Origin of the sequence: Protofrankia sp. Cr2 (genome assembly GCF_963555885.1) — a bacterium.
Lineage (GTDB): Bacteria > Actinomycetota > Actinomycetes > Frankiales > Frankiaceae > Protofrankia.
Map to the genome: position 1 here is coordinate 22,567 of NZ_CAUVXG010000007.1, position 19,186 is coordinate 41,752.

The window sequence follows — 19,186 nt, forward strand, 5'->3', positions numbered from 1 at the left end:
CCGGCCGTGCTCGACCTCGCCGGAAGCGACCGGCTGCTGGTGGCCGGTGGGCCGCAGCAGGGCCGCACGACGCTGGCCCGCACACTGATCACCAGTCTGGCCACACGCTTTCGGCCGGACGAGGCGCAGGTGTACGTCATCGAGCACCAGCCGGCGGGGCTGGCGGCCTACGTGGACCTGCCGCACTGCGGCGCGGTGATCGCCGGCGGCGAGCCCGACCGCATCCGCCGGTTCGTCACCTGGCTGCACCAGGAGGTCGCCCGGCGCCAGATCGGACGCCTGGGTGGCGGTGGCGGTGGCGGTTTCGGGGGCGGTTTCGGTGACTCCGCGTCCGGAGGGCTGCGGGATCCGTGGATCGTCGTCGTGGTCGATGGCTGGGAGCGGTTTGAAAACCGCAGCGACCCGACATTCATGGAGACGTCCCTGCTGACCACGCTGCGCGAGACGATCGTGAACGGGCCACCACTGGGCATACACGTCGTGCCCCTGGGCGGCCAGGAGCTGTTCACCAGCAAGGTGGCGACGCTGTTCACCCACCGCCTGCTCCTACCGTTCGGCAAGGAGGAGGTGCGCCGGGCGCACCTGCCGTCGGGGGTGGCAAGCCCACCATCGGTACCCGGCCGGGCCGCGGACGCCGCCACCGGGACGCACATCCAGATCTGTCGCCCGGACATCGATCCGGACATGCTCGTCGGCCAGGTCACCGCCCGGCTTGTCACCACCCGACCGGCCACCACCGGACTGCCCAACGGAATGCCCACCGGACTGCCCACCGGACTGCCCACCGCCGGGCCAGCCCGCCTGCCACGGCCGTTCCCGCCGCTACCGACCCAGCTCAGGGTCGAGGACCTGCGGCTCCCCGACCCGCCCCCGTCCGACACCTGGCTGCCGCTCGGCGTGGGCGGCCCGGATGTCGACATCGTGGGCATGGACTTCTTCGACGTCGGGCCGCACCTGCTACTCGTCTCCGGCCCCACGGGGTCCGGGCGGACGACCGCGGCTGCGACCGTCATCCGCGGGCTGCGGCGGATCGGCGTCGGCGTGCTGGTCGTCGCCTCGCCACGCTCACCGCTGCCCGCACTCGTCGGGGACGACGGCGGCGTCCGGATCGTGACCGGGACGACCGTGAAGGACACCGACCTGCGGACCACGGCCGACGCCTTCGCCGACAGCCGGTACGCGGTGGTCGTCGACGACTGCGAACAGATCACCCTGATTCCGACCCAGGTCAACTTCGCCGACGGCCCGACGTTGCTTCAGGACATCACGGGCCCCGGCTCGCTCGGCCGCCACGCGCTGGTGCTGTGCGGCGACGCGGCGCCCATCCTCACCGGCCAACGCCGCTCTCTCATTCGGGTCGTCAACGAGATCATGACCAGCGGTGCCCGGCTGCTACTCACGCCCACCGTGCCGGTGACGGCACGCGAGCACGGCTTCAAACTGGAACCCGACCAGTTCTTCGCCACGCCGGCCGGCCGCGGCCACCTCGCCACCGCCCGCACCACCACCCTGGTGCATCTGGCCCGGTAGCCGGCTACCGGCACCTCGGTAGCCGGCCCCCGGCGCCCCCCGGTAGCCGGCCCCCGGCACCGCCGCCGTATCCCGCAGCAGGGTGGCATGGTCGTGCCGGTCAAAAGGCTTCACGGCTTGCCACCTGATACTGCCGGTCAACAGAATCCGGGTGGCGGGGCCGGGGTCCGTAGGTCGTTGAGGCCGTTCTGATGACCGGAACCACCTACCGTTCGGCCGAATGTCGTCCGACAGTAGGTAAAATCGGCCGTTATGATGACGTTTTCTACCTACAATGCCGTTGTATCTGGGCAGAGCCCGGCAACGGCCGGCCGTTCAGCACTGTTCCGCAGCGCACTGCCTCCCAGGGATCCCGACCGCTCGACCCGAAAATCGCCGATACCATCGAGGCCTTTAGAGCGACCGGCAAGAGGGACGCGGCGTCGCGGGGCCGCGGCACGCACCTCGCGTCGTTGTCGTCGGTCGACACCCAACACCAGGGTGCTTTCCTCCTCTGCCTCGCGATCTACGCACCCCAGCTCCACTCCTTGATCCACGCCCCTGCTGCCGGGCGCTCTTACTCAGCCGCCGGCCGATTGGCTGAGCGTGGCATCAAGCTCCTGATGCTTCGAAATAGCCAGCTTCAGGAAACCGCCCATGCCCTCCAACCCGGCGATGGCGTTCCTGGTACCGGTGTTCCACTGCTCATACGACTGGTGGAACTTCCCCGACGCCTGATCGGTGATGAACCCGCTGGTCACCAGATTGTCGATCAGTCCCTTGAGCTGAGCCAGCTGGGTTTCCATCTCGTGCTGACCGGCTGTGAGCCTCGATGCCGTCTGCTCCAACGCTCCGTAATCAACATGGACGTCAGCCATCGCGTCTTTACCTTTCGTCAGGTGGCCGACGGCCACAAGAACCAGGGTCACCGACAGAAGCCGCTGGCGGCGGCCATCCGCCCGGCAGCACCAGGGACGCCTGAAAGCGCTGACCGGCACGCTACCAGGAAGCAACAACGAGAGACAATCCAGCAACCGAAGGGTAGGCGATCACGTTTATTTCGGGTGCTCGGCGGCCGCGTGGATCCGCTGCAAAACAACGCACGATACGTCGCGTCCTCCCGCGCACCACCAACGACTCATGGCTCGCGGCACACGCCTATGATGTGGAATTCAACCGGGCATGCGTCACAGCGGACGCGGCTGCGACCATAGCACCAGGAGATCATGTGGAGCGGGTTCGAGCGAGCCAGGGTAGAGGCGGGGGCTCACCGGGTCCGCCCATCGAGGGTTACCGGGATTTTCAGCGGATCGCGACCGGCGGGTTCAGCACCGTGTACACCGCCCACCAGGAACGTTTCGCGCGAACGGTGGCCATGAAGGTTCTGGGCACCAACCTCGGGGACGCGGACGCGCTGCGCCGGTTCACCCGCGAGTGCCAGGCATCCGGACGCCTGTCGCACCTCCCAGAGGTCATCACCGTTTACGACGCAGGCGCCACCGCCGATGACCGGCCTTTCATCGCGATGCAGTACTTCCCACGGGGATCGTTGGCGGACCGGATACATGGCGGCAACCAGCTGTCCGTGCTGGAAACCGTCGGAGTAGGGGTATCCGTCGCCTGCGCAGTCGCTGCGGCGCATGATGCCAAAATTACTCATCGTGACGTCAAGCCAGGAAATCTTCTGGTCTCCGATGATGGCTGCGCGGTGCTGAGCGATTTCGGGGTGGCGAGCATCCGCACCGACTCGGAGGAGTCGGTGAGTCTTGACGCCTTTACACCGGTCCACTGCGCGCCCGAGGTGCTCGACGGCCAGCGCTACTCGCCGGCGGCCGACATCTACGCGTTCGGATCAACCCTGTACACCTTGCTTACCGGCACGGCTCCGTTCGCGGCCCAGGCCGGCGACGGACCCGCGACGCTCATCCGCCGCATCCTCGCCGGCGCTGCCGTGGAGCTCGACCCGGCCGTCGCAGAACCGCTCCGGCTGTTGATCGGGTCCATGATGTCGGTCGATCCACAACAGCGCCCGACCGCGGTCAGCCTTGTCGAGACGTTCAACGCCTTGCGGGACGTCGTCGGAAGCGAGCCATTGGCCCGACCGGTGCCAGCCGGAGCTGACGTGGAACCCGATACGCCGCGCCTTCCGGCCACGCCGCGCCTTCCACACACGCCGTACCTTTCGGACACGCCGCCGTTGGCGCCCGGGCTCCGCGAGGCCGTGGACACGCCCACCAAAGCCCGGGCGCGGCAAGCACCGATGCCACCGCTCTCGCCGGTACCCGCGGACACCAGTTCGGGTCACCGACGTCTGCGACGCGCGTGGCTGGTTACGGCCGCGGGTGCGGCGACCGTACTCGTGGTGATCGCGATTCTGACTGCCGTCCTGCGAGGGGGTACCGGCATAGCCCAGACCCGGACGGTGAAATCCGTCATCCCGTCGATGGCGGCGCCACCGACACCCGACGGGACCGATAGCGCGCCCTCAAATGACCCGACATCGGCAGCTGGCACGATCAGCCCGGCGCCAACCGGCTCCGGAACGGGAACGGGAACGGAAACCGGACCTGGATCGACAGACGCGGCTCCGGCGAACCCGGATTCGCTCCCACCGCCGGTGTCGGCCGCCGCGGCGGCGCCCGCTGCAGGTCAGCCCGCCGCAGGTCAGCCCGCCGCAGGGCCGGCAGAACCGCAGCCCCGGGCAAGTAGCTCTCCGAGCGTGTCGTCCGCTCCGGCCCAGCCTGCCCAGCCGGCCCCTTCCACCGCCCCCCCAGCGCAACCGGCCTCAGGCGGCAGCTGTCCGGCGAGCAGCGGGTCGATCAACGACTACGCCGGACGACATTTCTCGACCCTCTACACCTGCAGTACCTACGTGGGCTCGGCCGTCTACGCCAACGTCCGCGCCAACCAGACGGCGGAGGCCCTTGATGACAGCGGATACATGTACGCAGCCGCAAAGGTATGGGTGATATGCCAGTACCAGGGCCGGTCGAACCCTGTCATCCAGGGAAACACCAACACCTGGTGGCTCTACACCGAGGGCGACTCCGGGAGCTCCAACGCCTATGGCTACAGCGGCGCCTGGGGGTATCTGCCGGCGACCGCGGTGTCCCAGGGCGGACAGAACGAACCCATCCCCGGCGTGCCGTCCTGTCCATCCTATTATTGATCTTCTGACATTTTATCGCCGGTCAGTTGGGATCATTGTTCAGTTGGGATCGTTTTCGGCTTTGAGCTGGACAACGACATAGCTTGTGAACGCGGTCTTGCATTCCGCGGCGTCCGCCGTGTAGCCCGCGACGTCCCTGAGGATGACGATGATGTCCTCGAAAACCTTTCCGTTGGTCAACGCCTCCCGTGACTCCTGTGCGAGCCTGGCCACCTCCACATCGCTGCCCTTGCATCCGCTCGCCACCGTCTGGATGGCGCTGTCGTACCGCCGGATGGTCGCCAAGCTGGGATCCGCCTCGCCGTCGAGCAAGGCGAGCCGGTAGCCGGGTGTGTTCGGCGGTGGCGTCTCCTCAGGGTCCGCCGATCCCCCGCCGCACCCTGCCGCCAGCGCGACGATCACCAGTGCCACCGCTGCCCACCGTGCCCGCATTCGTCCCTCCGAGTCCGGTCGGCAGCATAGCCTGCACGGGCGGAACAGCCTGACGGGAGCCTGAGCACCGAACCGCACGCGCGTGGACCGGTGACCTCCGCCGCATCGACCGATACTGAGTCTCTGCGGCCGGAGACGAGGCTCAACGCACCGCAGGGCGTAAGCGGGTTGTGATCTCGCTGTTGGTTGTCCGACGTCTGGAAGGAGGCCACTTCGTGTCAGCTATCAGTGCGCAGGCCCTCACCAAGGTGTTCACGACCCGTGCCGGCCCGGTACATGCGCTCGACGGTCTCGATCTGGAGGTCGCGCAGGGCACGGTCCTCGGTCTGCTCGGCCCCAACGGTGCCGGCAAGACCACGACCGTCCGCATCCTGGCCACCCTGTTGCGGCCCGACAGCGGTCGGGCGACCGTACTCGGTTACGACGTGGTGCGCGACGCGCAGCAACTGCGCCGGCTCATCGGTCTGTCCGGGCAGTATGCCGCCGTCGACGAGAACCTCACCGCCGCCGAAAACCTGTGGATGTTCGGCAGGCTTTACCAATTGCCGAGCCGCACCGCGCACCTCCGCGCCGGCGAGCTGCTCGAACAGTTCGCGCTGTCCGGCGCGGCGGACAGCATCGTCAAAACCTACTCCGGTGGGATGCGCCGCCGCCTTGATCTCGCCTCGGCTCTCATCGGCCACCCACGGCTGCTGTTCCTGGACGAACCGACCACCGGTCTCGATCCACGCAGTCGGGTTTCGATGTGGAACGTCATCCGCGATCTCGTCCGTGAAGGATCGACGTTGCTGCTGACGACGCAGTATCTGGAGGAAGCCGACGCGCTCGCAGACGTCATCGCCGTCGTCGACACCGGTAAGATCATCGCTCGCGGCACGGCCGCTGAGCTCAAGTCGCAGGTCGGCGGCGAACGGGTCGAGATCGTCGTCAACGACCCGGCGGACCTCGACCGGGCCCGGGACGTCATCTCCCGCCACTGCACCGCCGATACCGCCGATACCGCTGACAGCGCTGACAGCGCTGACACCGCCGTTGGCGAGCGGACGAAACGCCTGACCGCGCCCGCCGACGGTGGGATGCGCAAGCTCACCACCCTTATTCGCGCCCTTGACGAGGCTGGAATCGTGCTGGATGACTTCGGGCTGCGCCGCCCGACCCTCGACGACGTGTTTCTCCGGCTCACCGGCCACGCCGCACAGCAGCCGTCCGCCGATGGCAATAGCAATAGCAATAGCAATGGCAATGGCAATGGCAATGGCAATGGCAATGAGACGATTGATACAGGTGCGAGAAGGGCCTCGTGACAAACCCCGTAGACCCCGCGTACCCGGGCCGACGGACACACGATCATCCATCTACGCAATCCCGGAGATCTCGCTGGAGACTGCGTGCACCCGCCGCCAGCGCGTCGGTAGTGGCCGACTCTCTGATCGTCGCCTGGCGCAACCTGAAGCGGATCCCACGCATCCCCGAGCTGGCGATCGTCGCGATCCTCCAGTCAGTGATGTTCGTACTGCTCTTCTCCTACGTGTTCGGCGGGGCGATCCCGCTGCCGGGAGGCGGCTCCTACCGCGAATACGTCATGGCTGGGATCATCGCCGAGACGCTGACCTTCGCGGCTGCGACCACCGCCGTCGGCATCACCGATGACCTCGCCAAAGGTCTGATCGACCGCTTCCGCTCGCTACCGATGGCCCGCTCGGCCTTCCTGACCGGGCGCACCGTCTCCGACGTCGTCTACAACGCCGTGATCCTCGCGGTACTCATGATCTCCGGCCTTGCCGTGGGTTGGCGGGTCCGCGACGGACCCGTCCGCTTCCTCGCGGCGGTGGCCCTCGGGCTTCTGTTCGCCTACGCGATGGCCTGGATCGGTGTCTGGCTTGGGCTGCTGGTGCCGACCGTCGAGGTCGCTCAGCAGGTGGCGTTCACCGCGATCTTCCCCATCACGTTCCTGTCCAACGCCTTCGTCCCCATCCAGACGCTGCCCGGCGTCCTACAGCCGGTGGCGGAATGGAATCCGGTGAGCGCCCTGACCGCCGCGATGCGGGTTCTGTTCGGTAACCCGAATCCCTTCGGCAGCAGCGGCTTCCCCACGAAGCACCCGGTACTGGCCACCCTGATCTGGGTCACAGTCCTCGTCGCGCTCTTCGCGTCACTCAGCGTCCGTCGTTACCAGGCCATGTCGCGCTGAGCACCGGCTGGGCACCGGCTGGGCACCGGCTGGGCGCGTGCCCCGTCGGGAACGCGCGAAGTTTTCCCTGGTACCAGCCTGTGATCGTGCAGAATCATTCGGGCCACTGGTCCTGACGACGGGGAGACTGTGCTGTGCGCACCGACCGTTCGGATGTGGTCTGGGCGACCGCTGTCCGGGCCGTGGACGATGCACAACACCGGACGACGTCATGGCTCAGGCTCGGCTGCGTCGCGCTGTTGTGGGCCGCAGCCGCGCGATTACCCGCAACCCAGCTCCCGCGGGGAGCCGGCCAGCTGGTGATCATCACGGTGGGCTGCCCGATGGCGTTCATCCACGCCCGCCCCCATCTGGTGGCGGTGTTGGAACGGATACCGGGCCTGCGTTGGCTCGCCGACCACCTGTTCCAGGCACGGGGTCATGCCAAGGTCGACCTCCCGGGGCTGCTGGAGGCGTTCGGAGCCCTCAACGCCGGACTGCTGTTCGCCGGCCCGTGGGCCGTACCGGGACTGTCGCCTGCCATTCGATCAGTGGCTCTGCTCGCCCTCGTCAGCTTCACCTGGATGCTGTTTCTCAACATCGTGCTGGATGCGGGCTGGTACGCACCGCCTGTCCCGGTGATCGTCGGCCCGGACCGCAGCACCGGCCCGCCGGCACCGTTCCTCGTGGTGCTCCGCCGCTTGATACCGATCGGCGCCAGCAGCCTCGTTCTTCTGATCATCGCCGTATCGTGGACAACGGAACTGGCCGCGGTCCCGGCGGTGCTGCGCGTGTCGCTTGGGCTGAGCCCACTGCTCCTGCAGATCGTGTGGGTGTGTTTCGACCAGATACTCGCCGCCGCCGCGGAGACCGTCCGCGATGCGGAGGATGCGGTCCGCAAAGGTGTCGCGCAGGACCTGCACAGCCTCATCAAGAATGCCGTCCGGATCGTCGCCAACACCGTCGAGGCGCCACAGCCGAACCAGGCTGAGGTCCGCGCGCTCGTCCGGGACCTGCTCGTGGTGGTCGAGGAGGCACGCCTGGAACTGCTCCGGGGCACAGAGGAACCGGGCCCACGCCTGTTCGCCACGCTATGGAACGCCCTGGTGCGAGTTCTGCCGGACGGCATGCGGGGACGTTGCCGGCTGGCCGACGGCAGCGCCGACCTGGTGCTGTCCGGAACCGACTACCAGTTGGCCCGCCGGGTCATCGCCGATCTGGTGACCAACGCCTTCAAAGCCGGTGCGCAGCAGGTGGAAGTGTTCGTGACCACTATCCCGGACGATGTTCGCCCCTGGGTCGAGGTCCAGGTCCGTGACGACGGTCCGGGCATGCCGGCCGACGCGTTGGCTGATCCGGCCGGCAGCCTGCGGGTCCTGCAGTGGGAGATCCATCGCTACGGCGGACGCATCGCGTTTTTCAACGGTGCGAGCGCACATGCGGTTGAAAGTCCGGATACAGGTCCGGGAACGGATACGGATACGGATACGGATACAGGTCCGGATACGGGAGCCACGGTGAACGTGCGCTGGCGTTCGCCGCAGCCGAGTTCGGGACCGCCATACAGCCGGGTTCTGGAAAGGGTATGACCATGCGTGTCCTTGTTGTCGACGACCTTCTGATGGCGGAGACCGAGGTCGCCCGCGCGCTGGAGGCTGACCGTGATGTCGAGGTGGTCGGCGTCCGTAATCCCATGGAACTGGCCGCATTACTCGACCGGGACGGCGACTTTCAACTCGCGCTGGTCGACCTGCACTACGGTAAGGAAACCCGCGAAAGCGGCCTGGCTGCCTTCGAGGTCCTGTCCACGCACGGCATTCCCAGCATCGTGCATTCGGTCGACGAAGACAACAGGATGCTGTTCCTCCTGGCCGTGTTCAGGTTCTTCCCTGAGACGTGGACGGTCGTACCCAAAAGCGCCGGGCGCGGGCCGCTGCTGCGGGCCGTCGAGGCAGCGCAGGGCGGACACCGCGCCGACGACACCGCGGCCCGCCCGTACAAACGCGCCGCACCCCTGCTGGACCAGCTCATCCGCCGACCAACCGACCTGATCATCTGGCGGGCCATGCTGAACCACTTCCGCGAGCCGCAGGTGGCACGGTCCGCGAACGTCTCGAAACGGGTCGTCTCCCAGTTCACGGCCGATCGCAGGCCTGTGGTCGCCCACATCGAGTCCGAGCTCCTGCACCGACGCAATCCGCCGGCCGCAGCGCCCGACGAACGCAACACGAACCTGCTTGAAGTGTCAGCATTCGCCCGACTCAACGCCGACTTCTTCACCGATCCCACCGTCGACCGGCTCATCACCGGCGCGGCGGGGCACAATTGACGGCCAGCTGGCTGCCATGGCTCGGGGTACCGCTGTCCCACGGGCCGCTCGTAGCCGCCGTGACCGCGTTCGCGATCAGCCCGGGAATCCCGATACTGCTCGCGCGTACCCTCGAACAGCGCTGGTTACGGCCGCGGGAGCAGTTCGTCGCGTTCATCTACGGCGACCCGCTGCTCGCTGTGGCCATCGGCATCGGTACCGGCATCTCCCACGGCACCCCACCGACCGCCGTAGCGAGCCTGATCAGCGGTGCCGGGGCTGTCTGCGTCGTCGTCACCTGCCTGGTACTCGGGTTGTGGCAGTGGTGGGACGAGGTCCACAGCGGCTACTTCCTGCCCGCGCAGGCCAGCGCCCCCACCAAGGTGTGGCATCAGCTTCTGATCTATCCGGTACTGGGTTACCTTGCCATTGCCGCGTCCATGGCCGGCGTGACCGCCGCCACACATACCGGTACCGGCGCCGCCGCGAAAGCCCTCATCGGTGTTTGCGTGCTGGCCTGGCTCGGCGCCCTCCGCTACGACCGGCGGCACCCGAAACTGGGGCACCCGCCGTATGACTGGCGGCGGCTGCGACCCGCACCGCACCCGTGGCCACGGACATCAACCACCTTGCTCGCGGCCGCCACGCCGCACCCGCCGAAGGCCGACTGACCGTCGCCGCCGCGCCAAGGTCCGTGGCACCAAGCCGTCGCGTCATGACAGCAGAGCCGTGGCGTGGCCCGTCGAAACCGTTAGGGTCGGTGCCTGAACCGGGGGCTTTGGTGTAGACCCGGCCGACGTCGGGCTCAGCGCCTTCGACGGAGTCGCGGCCGGAGCCGCTGACGGCGTTGCCGCCGGTGTTGCCGACGGTGTCCGAGAAGGCGTTGCCGCCGCAGACTTGCTCGGATCCACGGACGGTACGATCGTCGACACTGCGCAGGATGCCGGCGACGGCGCGCTCGGCGCAGGTATCGGTGTGGGCGCGGGCTGGCATGCGCCCACAGTCGGTGACGCTGAAGACGAACCGGGGCCGGTCGGCGATGCCGTGGGCGCAGCGGCCTTCGGCGCGGGCGGCAGCACCTTCACCTGCTGGGTCGCGTACTGCGGCGCGGACTTCACCTGCTGGACGTTCTGGATCCGGACGCCGTGCACGTTGCTCCGGAGGTTCAACGTGACCACGTTCCGGTTGGTCGTGATGGCGGAATCGCCGTCCGTAAGGAAGCGGAGCTTGTCCGCAACGTGGATGCCGAACACGCTGTCCATGGCAACGCCGCGGATCGGGTGTCGGACGACGAGCAGGGTGCCGCCCGGCGGGGCCTGAATCTTCTTCGACCCGGACGTCTGAACACCGAAAGTTCCCAGCGGAGTCACAATCTCCGATTTAGCACTCCAGGTAATTGACCCATCACTGGCAAGTGTGAGCTCGAACGGGAGAAGCGGCGGCTGGTATGTGCCCGCCAATTCGCAGCCGACAAGGAGCAACGTCAGCGCGAGCGCCGATCCTACGGATTTCCCAACGCCGAATGAGCGATTACCGAACAACCGATGGCTGAATGGCCAATAAATGAACAACCGATCACTGATCGATCGACGCATGATCCGCCCCCGTGGCATGGTCTGGACCACCATGCCCGATGGTCCCCACAGAGACGATAAAACACCGCGGCAACAAAACACGAGTCGGTTTTCCGACCGCTAGGCGACCTGACAGGTACCGGACCTGACAGGTACGCCCAGCGCACCGGTAGTCATCGTGCAGCCAGGCCACCGGGCCGCCGCGGATCTCCTAAATTTACCGGATCGGCACCCTAGTGAACTGCTAGTGTGCTGCTTTCATGTGTCCATCAATATGGGACGTGGTCTTGCCCGCTTTCACGTGGACGAGCGCGCCGGGGTACCCCGATGGCGTCGTCGACCCCCACCACAGCCGGGCATGGCCAGGTGCGTCAATCATGACCATGTAGTCAGCGGTGAACAATCCTTCCGTGTCACCCTCACGGCCAACGAGAGTAGTGAGGGTGTACCGACCCTGGGTATCGGTCGATGCGTCACCGCACTGGTCACCCTCGTCCACGCATGCCGAGATCTTGGCGTTGGGAATGGGCGCGCCGGTAACCGAGTCGGTGACCAGACCACTGATCTTGCCACCAAGTTGGAGCTTCAGCGTCCGTCCTGACTTCACCGCGCCTGATCGAATCGTGACATCGCCAGCGTCATAGTTATGTACATACGGGGCGACGGCCCGGATGGACACCGCGTAGGTCCCTGCTGCCAGACCGGTAATCGAATAACTCCCGTCCGAAGCGGTGCCCGCCGTGCCCCCACCTGGACCCCCTGCACGCGGGCGCAGGAAAACGGTCGCTCCGGACACTGGGGCGCCACCGGTCGCGGCGACCACCGTGCCGGACACCCCACCAGTCGTCGCAGCCCAAGCAGCCGTGCCGGTAACAAGCCCGCCGCCGACGGTAAGCGCGACAACCGCGACGAACAGGACAAGAAAATTCCTGATGAACTTCATAAACATAATGACCTTCATGAGCACTGACTTCCCCCAAAAATCTTCGCTCGTGTGCCATGCAGCCCCGCAACCGCGTCGGCCCTCAATCATGAGCAGGGCCGTCGGCGGCTGATGTTTTGGAAACGCGACTACCGGCTGGGCCGTGAGAACGTGTGTCGAGATGCGCGACCAGGCCATCTCCTGTCGCGCCTGCAGAATTTTTTAAGATCAGAAATATCTGATGCTGAGAATACACGACAGTTCTCAACGAATACCCACGGACAGGGCACCGTCACGGCTACCGACGGGTGTGGTCTCAGTTGGGCAAGCCCACCTGGGCGCCAAGCAGGACTACAACCTGACCGCCGACGGTTGGGCGGCCAGCCTGGCCCGATCCGCCCGCCGCGACCGGGCAGATCACGGGGTACGGATCAAACCCGTCGTCCCCTACCCACCCAACGATGATCGGCGCGAGTTTGTCGTTAGATACGCTTTTCGGCCCGAAAAGCGTACACATGGACAAACTCGCGCCGATCTTGCCGACGGCCGAGCGACCCCAGCCAGGGCCAGCCAGGGCCAGCCAGGGCCAGCCAGGGCCAGCCAGGGCCAGCTTGCCTAGCCCAGGGAGCGGCCCGGAAGGGGTCGGGGAATCTCCGTAAGGCGAAGGGTCTTCGCGGTCGTCGCCATAGTGTGGACCGCGAGTTCCGGATTGTCGGAGAGTCTCCGGCCAAAAGTGGGGATCAACTCACCCAGCGCTGGCTGCCATTTATCGTAGCGGTCGGGGAAGCATTGCCGGAGCAGATCAAGCATGATCGGAACCGCCGTAGACGCACCGGGAGAGGCACCGAGGACACCGGCGATGGTGCCGTCCCCGGAAGCCACGACCTCGGTTCCGAACTGGAGGACACCGCCTTTTTTCGGGTCCTTCTTGACGATCTGCGCACGCTGGCCGGCCGTGATTATCCGCCAGTCCCTGGCGGTACCACCGGGGACGAACTTCCGGAGTTCGTCGATCTTCTTCTTCCGGGTCGCCGTCAGCGCGTTCACCAACAGCGCGACCAGGGCGATGTTGTCCCTGGCCATCGCGATCAACGGAATGATATTGTGCCGACGGATGGACTTCGGCAGATCGAAGATGGAGCCGTTCTTGAGGAACTTCGGGCTCGATCCGGCGTAGGGGCCGAACAGGATCGATGCCTTTCCGTCGACGACTCTGGTATCGAGGTGCGGCATCGACATCGGTGGTGCACCGATCGGCGCCTTGCCGTACACCTTCGCCTGGTGGCGGGCGACGAGCGCCGGGTTGTCGGTGCGGAGGAACTGTCCGCTGATGGGCAGCAGAGCGAATCCGCACGCCTCGGGTATACCTGACTTCTGCAGTACCTTCAGCGCCCAACCGCCCGCGCCGACGAAGACGAACCGCGCGGTGACGTCCTTCGTCTTCCCGCTCGTCCGGTGGTGGACCCGCAACCGCCAGGTGCCGTCCGGTGCCTGAGTGAGGCTCTTGATCTCCTGATTGAGATGTATCCGCACCCCGGACGACTCCAGTGACCTGAACAGCTGCCGGCTCAGGGAGCCGAAATCCACGTCGGTTCCGGATATGTCGCGGGTCGCGGCGATCGGCTCACCGGGCTTGCGCTGTTCGATCAGCAATGGCGCCCAACGCTGGATCACCGCCGGATCATCGCTGAATTCCATGGCGGCGAAGAGCGGCTCGGCCCGCAATGCCTCGTATCGCCGCCGGAGGAAGTCGACGTCCGCAGCCCCCTGGACGAATGTCATGTGCGGCATCGAGTTGATGAATGTTTCCGGATCGCCGATCGTCCCGTCTTCCACGAGATGCGACCAGAGCTGGCGGCTAACCTGAAACTGCTCATTGATACTGATGGCCTTCCGCACGTCGATGGTGCCGTCCGGAAGTTCGCTGGTGTAGTTCAGCTCGCACAGTGCCGCGTGACCTGTACCCGCGTTGTTCCATGGATCCGAACTCTCCTCGGCCACCCCGGGCAGTCTTTCGTACACATCAATCGACCAGTCCGGCTGGAGTCTGTGCAGCAGGGTACCAAGTGTGGCGCTCATGACTCCCGCGCCTATGAGGACGACGTCAGTGGTCTGACTGGCGCTATACGTGGTGAACGACTGCGGATTCATGTGGCCCTCGGCCTTCTTTCGCTCTTCTCGTGCCTAGCACAAGTCCATCGCACGGCCCGGCTATACGCAGCGAAAATTGAATCTGTGAGGTCTGAATCACGCGGCTGAATGACCCTGTCAACCCCGGGCACACCGTCTGCTATGGGCACCGACCGGTGTTGTGAAGGCCTGGATGCCCGGTGAGCTGGGCGGACGGACGTACGGAGGAATCGCCGTCCGGTCGCCCGGGATATTGCGAGACAGAATTGTTACACGTCCCTAACATGGCGCTTTCACGATGGATTCAAGCCGAGATGAGACGGCGACCGGTAAATAGGTCGGAAGGCCTTTCCAGGAAGGGCGAACGGTGACCGTCGACGCGGCTCATGGCGCCGGTCGCCCGACCACGGCCGGTCCGCCTCCGAGGTGTGCCGAGATGGACATCCCGGTCACTTTCGATCAACGTCCTGGCGATGGTGACCTCGTTGTCAGCTGCGTGACCGACTGGCGTCGAGGAGGCAGCGCAACACCACCGCCGCCTGCGCAGGGTCCGTGGCCGTATCATCTCTGGCGTCATGACGGCCTCGCCCAGCCAGGGGTGATCGGTGTCCAACCAGGTCGGCCCATACGAGCTCATCAAGCGTCTCGGCAGTGGCGGCATGGGCGAGGTGTATGTCGCGTTCGACCCTCGGCACAACAGGAAAGTCGCGCTGAAGTTGCTGTCGACCCGGGCGTTGAGTGATCCGGAGCTCGCGGAGCGATTCCGCCGGGAGTGCCAGCTGGCCGCGCAAATAGATCATCCGCACGTGCTGCCGGTTTTCGAGTACTCGACCGCCGACACCCCGTACATCGCGATGCCGCTCGTCGACGGCACCGACCTGGCCACCGTGATCAGGAACGGCCCGCTGTCACTGGAACGAGCGGTGGCCATCGTTGAGCAGATCGCCGCAGCGTTGGACGCCGCACACCGCAAGGGACTGCGCCACCGCGACGTGAAACCGTCCAACATTCTCCTGAAAGCCGGTGCGCGACCGAATACCGATCACGCCTGGCTGTTCGACTGGGGCATCGCGCAGCCGATCGACACCAGCGGTGCGCCACCGGTGACCCGCATAGGGCAACTTGTCGGGACGCCGCACTACGTAGCGCCGGAACGGCTCATGGCACCGGATCGGCTCGCGAATGGCACCGTCGACCATCGGGCCGACGTGTACTCACTGGCTGTCGTGTTGTACGAGTGCCTGGCCGGGCGCAGACCGTTCGTGGGAAACAACGTGGCCATGGTGCTGGTCGCGCAGGTGCTCCATGACCCGGAACCGCTGTCGGATCGCCTGCCGGCCGGGCTGCGTGCCGTGGTCGCCAAGGGCCTGGCAAAGAACCCCGACGATCGCTATCAGTCGGCCGGGGAGCTCGCCGCGGCGGCCCGCGCAACGATTGAGGCGCCGGCCGGGGCCGTGCCCGGGGTTCCGATGCGGGATGCGTGGGCGCAGGACACGGTCACCCAACCGGCGACCGTGCTGCCGTGGCCGCCGCGTGACTCGCCGGCCGTACCCATACCCGTACCCGTACCCGGTCCTGTCCCAGCCGCAGGCGGCGGGACAACCGGCGGATCAGGCGGCAGGACAGGCAGCGGAACAGGGGTGCTGCTGCCGGCCATCGTGGGCGGCGGCGCCGGGTCTCTGGTCGCACTCGTCCTGTTCCTGGTCGGCCGGGTCGACGGCCCGACACTGGCGTGGGTCTGGCCGGCTCTGGCCGCCGCGGGGATATTCCTTGCGTTCGCTGTGCGGGGCTGGACCGCCGATCCGGAACCGGATGAGCGGACAGGGGCGCAGCCGTCGAATCCCACGCGCGACGCCGGCCCCGGTGGGTCCCCGCTGTCGCGGCGGTAAGGTTTCGCCGGAATAGCGGTCACCGGCAGGAGGGTTGGGGGGCCTGGCCATGCGGACGCCGCAGGGAATGTCGTGCCGTGCACGCACCACGCTGGTGCCATCGCACGCGCGGCTGCTCACGTCCGGTATCGGTGGCACGACGTCGTGATGGCACAGCGCGGATCGCGCGGAAACCGTCTGTTCATCAGACTTGCCTTCCTTGTCGCCAGCGTCACGCTCATCGTCGTGGTCACCGTTGTTGTGATCGCTAAGCCCCACGGATCGTCGTCGGCGTCGTGTGCGGCTGGCCCGCTCACCGCCGTACGCGGAGTCATCGGATCGGAGAAGGAGGCGTTCTTCGAGGACCAGCGGGTGAGCGCGCGGTTCGCCTGCGCCGGCCTGAGCGTCACCGTCGATGCAAGCGGGTCACGCGAGATGCTCAACGCCCTCAAACGCCCCGACCATGACGGCTACGGCTTCGCGTTCCCGGGCAGCACCGCAACCGCAAAGAAAATCATGAACGAGCTGGCCATCACCGACAGCTTCAGGCCGTTCTCCTCACCGATGACCGTGGCCACGTTCAAAGATGTCGTCGACGTGCTCACCAAGGCCACCATCGTCCAGCCCGCCTCGGACGGCAGCATGGTCGTGGACGTCAAGGCGCTGCTCGCCGTCGCTCGCAAGGGCGTTCTCTGGGATCAGTTGCCAGGCAACGACAACCCCAAGACGAGGTGGCACAAGGCGGTGCGACTCATGACGACCGATCCGCAGGATTCCAATTCCGCGATCATGTTCTTGTCGATTGCATCGCTGGTCGCCAACGGCGGTCCCGTGGTGACCACGGCAGAGGATGTGCAGAAGGTGCTGCCCGATCTGTGCCGGCTGGTTATCGATCAAGGAGAAAAGCCGGACACGAGCCAGGTGCTGTTCGACCGCTACCTCGTCGACGGCATGGGACGGATCCCGATGGCGCTGATCTATGAGGCCCAGTTCGTAGCGGAGGCTCCGGGGCAGAAGCCCGACCTCACGCCCGACATGGTGCTGCTGTATCCACGGCCCACCGTCTACTCCGAGCACACGCTGATCCCGTTGGACGACGCCGGCCGCCGGGTCGGGCAGGTGCTGCGGGACGACCCGGAGCTCGCACACCTCGCCGCGGAGCACGGCTTCCGCCCGGCGCGGGCCACCGACCAGCCGATCAGCAGCCGCAGGGCACCAGTCGACAGCGTCGGGTCGCCGTCCTTCGAAGTACTGGAAAGTATGATCGCCTCCCTCAAATCGACTGAGGCAAACGCTCGGCCGTGTGCCTGATGGGTTCCCATCCGATGAGGCGCATCGCCGTCGCCGTCGCCGTGGCTGTCACCGCCGTGTTCGTCGCTGCCGCATGCACGTCGAGTAACCCTTCGGTCGGCCCGAGCGGCACGCCGACCGGCGCGCCGTCCACGGTGCGGGTCACGCCCGGCCCGCCCACGACCCTTCGGGTACTCGCCGGCAGCGAGCTGGCGGACATGCAGCCGATTCTCGACGAGGCCGCCAAAGCCACCGGCGTCACGGTGAAGATGACCTTCGCCGGCAGTCTGGACGGGGCGCAGACCGTCGCCGAGGGTCGCGCCGACGGCGTCTACGACGCGGTGTGGTTCTCCTCCACCCGGTACATGGAGACCATCCCGGCGGCCAGGCAACGGCTCGCGACGTCGCCGCGGATCATGGGCTCCCCGGTGGTGCTCGGGCTGCGCGAACCGGTGGCACGGCGCCTGGGCTGGGACAGGACGCCGGTGACCTGGTCGGACATCGCCGACGCCGCGAAACGCGGTGAGTTCACCTTCGCCATGACCGATCCGGCCGCGTCGAACACCGGCTTCTCCGCGCTCGTCGCGGTCGCGTCCGCGCTGGAGGGCAGCGGCCGGGTCCTCGACGCCGCCGCGATCGAACGGGTCTCGGCGTCACTCACCGGATTCTTCGCGGCCCAGCGGCTGACCGCGGGCTCGTCGGGCTGGCTCACCGACGCGTTCCTGCGCAGGAACCTCGGCGCCGACCCCGGCCCGGCGCTGGACGGACTGATCAACTACGAGGCGTCCCTGGTGGCCGTGAACCGGACCCGGAAGCTGCCCGAACCGCTCGTGCTCGTGTATCCCACGGACGGCGTGGTCAGCGCGGACTACCCCCTCACCCTCCTCGCCGGCGTCGGCGACGCCGCCCGCACGGCGCACCAGCGGCTGGCCGACTACCTGCGCACGCCCGACGTGCAGCGAACGATCACGGAACGGACCGCGCGGCGGGCCGCGGTGCCGGGCGTCCCGCTCCCACCGGGACTACCCGACGGGCTCGTCGAGCTCCCCTTCCCGGGCACCAGATCCGCCATCGACGCGCTGCTCACCGCCTACTTCGACCGCATCCGGCGCCCCTCGCGCACGGCCTACGTCCTCGATGTCTCCGGGTCGATGGCCGGTGCACGACTGAACGCCCTGCAGCAGGCACTTAACGGCCTGACCGGCGCGGATACCTCCCTGTCCGGCCAGTACTGCCGCTTCCGCAGCCGCGAGGACGTCATCCTGCTGCCGTTCAACCAGACCCCGGCCAAACCGCTGGCTTTCACCATCGACGAGCAGAACCCACAGCCGTCCCGCGACGCCGTCCGGACGGCCATCACCGGTCTGCATGCCGGCGGTGACACCGCGGTGTACGACAGCCTGGTCAGCGCGTACAAGGTGCTCGACAGTGCATCCGACCAGAACCGCTTCATCAGTATCGTGCTCATGACCGACGGTGAGAGCAACAGTGGCCGCTCGCTGGCCGACTTCCAGGCCTTTGTCGCCTCCCGGTCCGGCGCTACGCCGATACCGGTGTTTCCGATCCTGTTCGGCGAGGCCGCGGAGTCGCAGATGCAGGCAATCGCCACAGCCACCAGAGGTCAACTGTGGGACGCGAGAAACGGCGAGCTGGCGCACGCATTCTGCCAGATCCGCGGTTATCAATAGATCAGCCGCACCAGCCTCTTATCAGACGATGCAACGGCCGGTCCGGCAGATCACCGGGGAAGACTGCTCCATGCCACGTCGCGATCCGCACGCGGTTCCGCGGGTAGCCCCAGGACGCGCTCCGCC

15 protein-coding genes are annotated in these 19,186 nt (G+C 66.7%); 11 read left to right on the forward strand and 4 right to left on the reverse strand.

Features of this window, described 5'->3' with window-relative positions:
• Nucleotides 1-1,530, forward strand: a 1,530-nt coding sequence (locus U9978_RS05755; RefSeq protein WP_322759997.1) for an FtsK/SpoIIIE domain-containing protein, incomplete at its 5' end; no start/stop codon positions are given.
• Between the two features lie 560 nt (nt 1,531-2,090).
• Here U9978_RS05755 and U9978_RS05760 read toward each other — a convergent pair.
• Nucleotides 2,091-2,507 (reverse strand): WXG100 family type VII secretion target, encoded by a 417-nt coding sequence (locus U9978_RS05760; RefSeq protein WP_322759998.1) that lies wholly within the window; start codon nt 2,505-2,507, stop codon nt 2,091-2,093.
• A 230-nt stretch (nt 2,508-2,737) separates the two neighbouring features.
• On the opposite strand from U9978_RS05760, the gene U9978_RS05765 reads away from it, so the two are divergent.
• Nucleotides 2,738-4,678: a serine/threonine-protein kinase gene (locus U9978_RS05765; RefSeq protein ID WP_322759999.1), complete on the forward strand. Its 1,941-nt coding sequence runs from the start codon at nt 2,738-2,740 to the stop codon at nt 4,676-4,678.
• A gap of 39 nt (nt 4,679-4,717) precedes the next feature.
• Here U9978_RS05765 and U9978_RS05770 read toward each other — a convergent pair whose 3' ends face one another.
• Complete coding sequence (locus tag U9978_RS05770; protein ID WP_322760000.1) at nt 4,718-5,110, reverse strand: hypothetical protein; 393 nt, start codon at nt 5,108-5,110, stop codon at nt 4,718-4,720.
• Nucleotides 5,111-5,325: 215 nt separating this feature from the next.
• Between U9978_RS05770 and U9978_RS05775 the strand changes: the two genes are divergently transcribed.
• From U9978_RS05775 to U9978_RS05800, 6 genes are all read left to right on the forward strand, one after another.
• Nucleotides 5,326-6,414, forward strand: a complete 1,089-nt coding sequence (locus U9978_RS05775) for an ATP-binding cassette domain-containing protein (RefSeq protein WP_322760001.1) — start codon at nt 5,326-5,328, stop codon at nt 6,412-6,414.
• Nucleotides 6,415-6,524: 110 nt separating this feature from the next.
• Nucleotides 6,525-7,301 (forward strand): ABC transporter permease, encoded by a 777-nt coding sequence (locus U9978_RS05780; protein ID WP_322760002.1) that lies wholly within the window; start codon nt 6,525-6,527, stop codon nt 7,299-7,301.
• 134 nt (nt 7,302-7,435) lie between these two features.
• Nucleotides 7,436-8,869 (forward strand): ATP-binding protein, encoded by a 1,434-nt coding sequence (locus U9978_RS05785; RefSeq protein WP_322760003.1) that lies wholly within the window; start codon nt 7,436-7,438, stop codon nt 8,867-8,869.
• A 2-nt stretch (nt 8,870-8,871) separates the two neighbouring features.
• Nucleotides 8,872-9,609: a hypothetical protein gene (locus tag U9978_RS05790; RefSeq protein WP_322760004.1), complete on the forward strand. Its 738-nt coding sequence runs from the start codon at nt 8,872-8,874 to the stop codon at nt 9,607-9,609.
• The gene (locus U9978_RS05795; protein WP_322760005.1) at nt 9,606-10,259 is read left to right on the forward strand and encodes a hypothetical protein; all 654 of its coding nucleotides are present in this window, start codon (nt 9,606-9,608) and stop codon (nt 10,257-10,259) included. The genes U9978_RS05790 and U9978_RS05795 overlap by 4 nt, the downstream gene beginning before the upstream one ends.
• 226 nt (nt 10,260-10,485) lie before the next feature.
• The gene (locus tag U9978_RS05800) at nt 10,486-10,908 is read left to right on the forward strand and encodes a hypothetical protein (RefSeq protein WP_322760006.1); all 423 of its coding nucleotides are present in this window, start codon (nt 10,486-10,488) and stop codon (nt 10,906-10,908) included.
• Between the two features lie 498 nt (nt 10,909-11,406).
• Here U9978_RS05800 and U9978_RS05805 read toward each other — a convergent pair whose 3' ends face one another.
• The gene (locus U9978_RS05805; RefSeq protein ID WP_322760007.1) at nt 11,407-12,123 is read right to left on the reverse strand and encodes a carboxypeptidase-like regulatory domain-containing protein; all 717 of its coding nucleotides are present in this window, start codon (nt 12,121-12,123) and stop codon (nt 11,407-11,409) included.
• 576 nt (nt 12,124-12,699) lie between these two features.
• Nucleotides 12,700-14,235, reverse strand: a complete 1,536-nt coding sequence (locus U9978_RS05810; RefSeq protein ID WP_322760008.1) for a malate:quinone oxidoreductase — start codon at nt 14,233-14,235, stop codon at nt 12,700-12,702.
• 584 nt (nt 14,236-14,819) lie between these two features.
• On the opposite strand from U9978_RS05810, the gene U9978_RS05815 reads away from it, so the two are divergent.
• The 3 genes from U9978_RS05815 to U9978_RS05825 all read left to right on the forward strand — a co-directional run bounded on the left by U9978_RS05815 (nt 14,820) and on the right by U9978_RS05825 (nt 19,060).
• Nucleotides 14,820-16,103, forward strand: coding sequence for a serine/threonine-protein kinase (locus U9978_RS05815; RefSeq protein ID WP_322760009.1), 1,284 nt, complete (start codon nt 14,820-14,822; stop codon nt 16,101-16,103).
• A 147-nt stretch (nt 16,104-16,250) separates the two neighbouring features.
• Nucleotides 16,251-17,393: a hypothetical protein gene (locus U9978_RS05820; protein ID WP_322760010.1), complete on the forward strand. Its 1,143-nt coding sequence runs from the start codon at nt 16,251-16,253 to the stop codon at nt 17,391-17,393.
• Nucleotides 17,394-17,407: 14 nt separating this feature from the next.
• Complete coding sequence (locus tag U9978_RS05825) at nt 17,408-19,060, forward strand: VWA domain-containing protein (RefSeq protein WP_322760011.1); 1,653 nt, start codon at nt 17,408-17,410, stop codon at nt 19,058-19,060.
• The last annotated feature ends 126 nt before the right edge of the window (nt 19,061-19,186 follow it).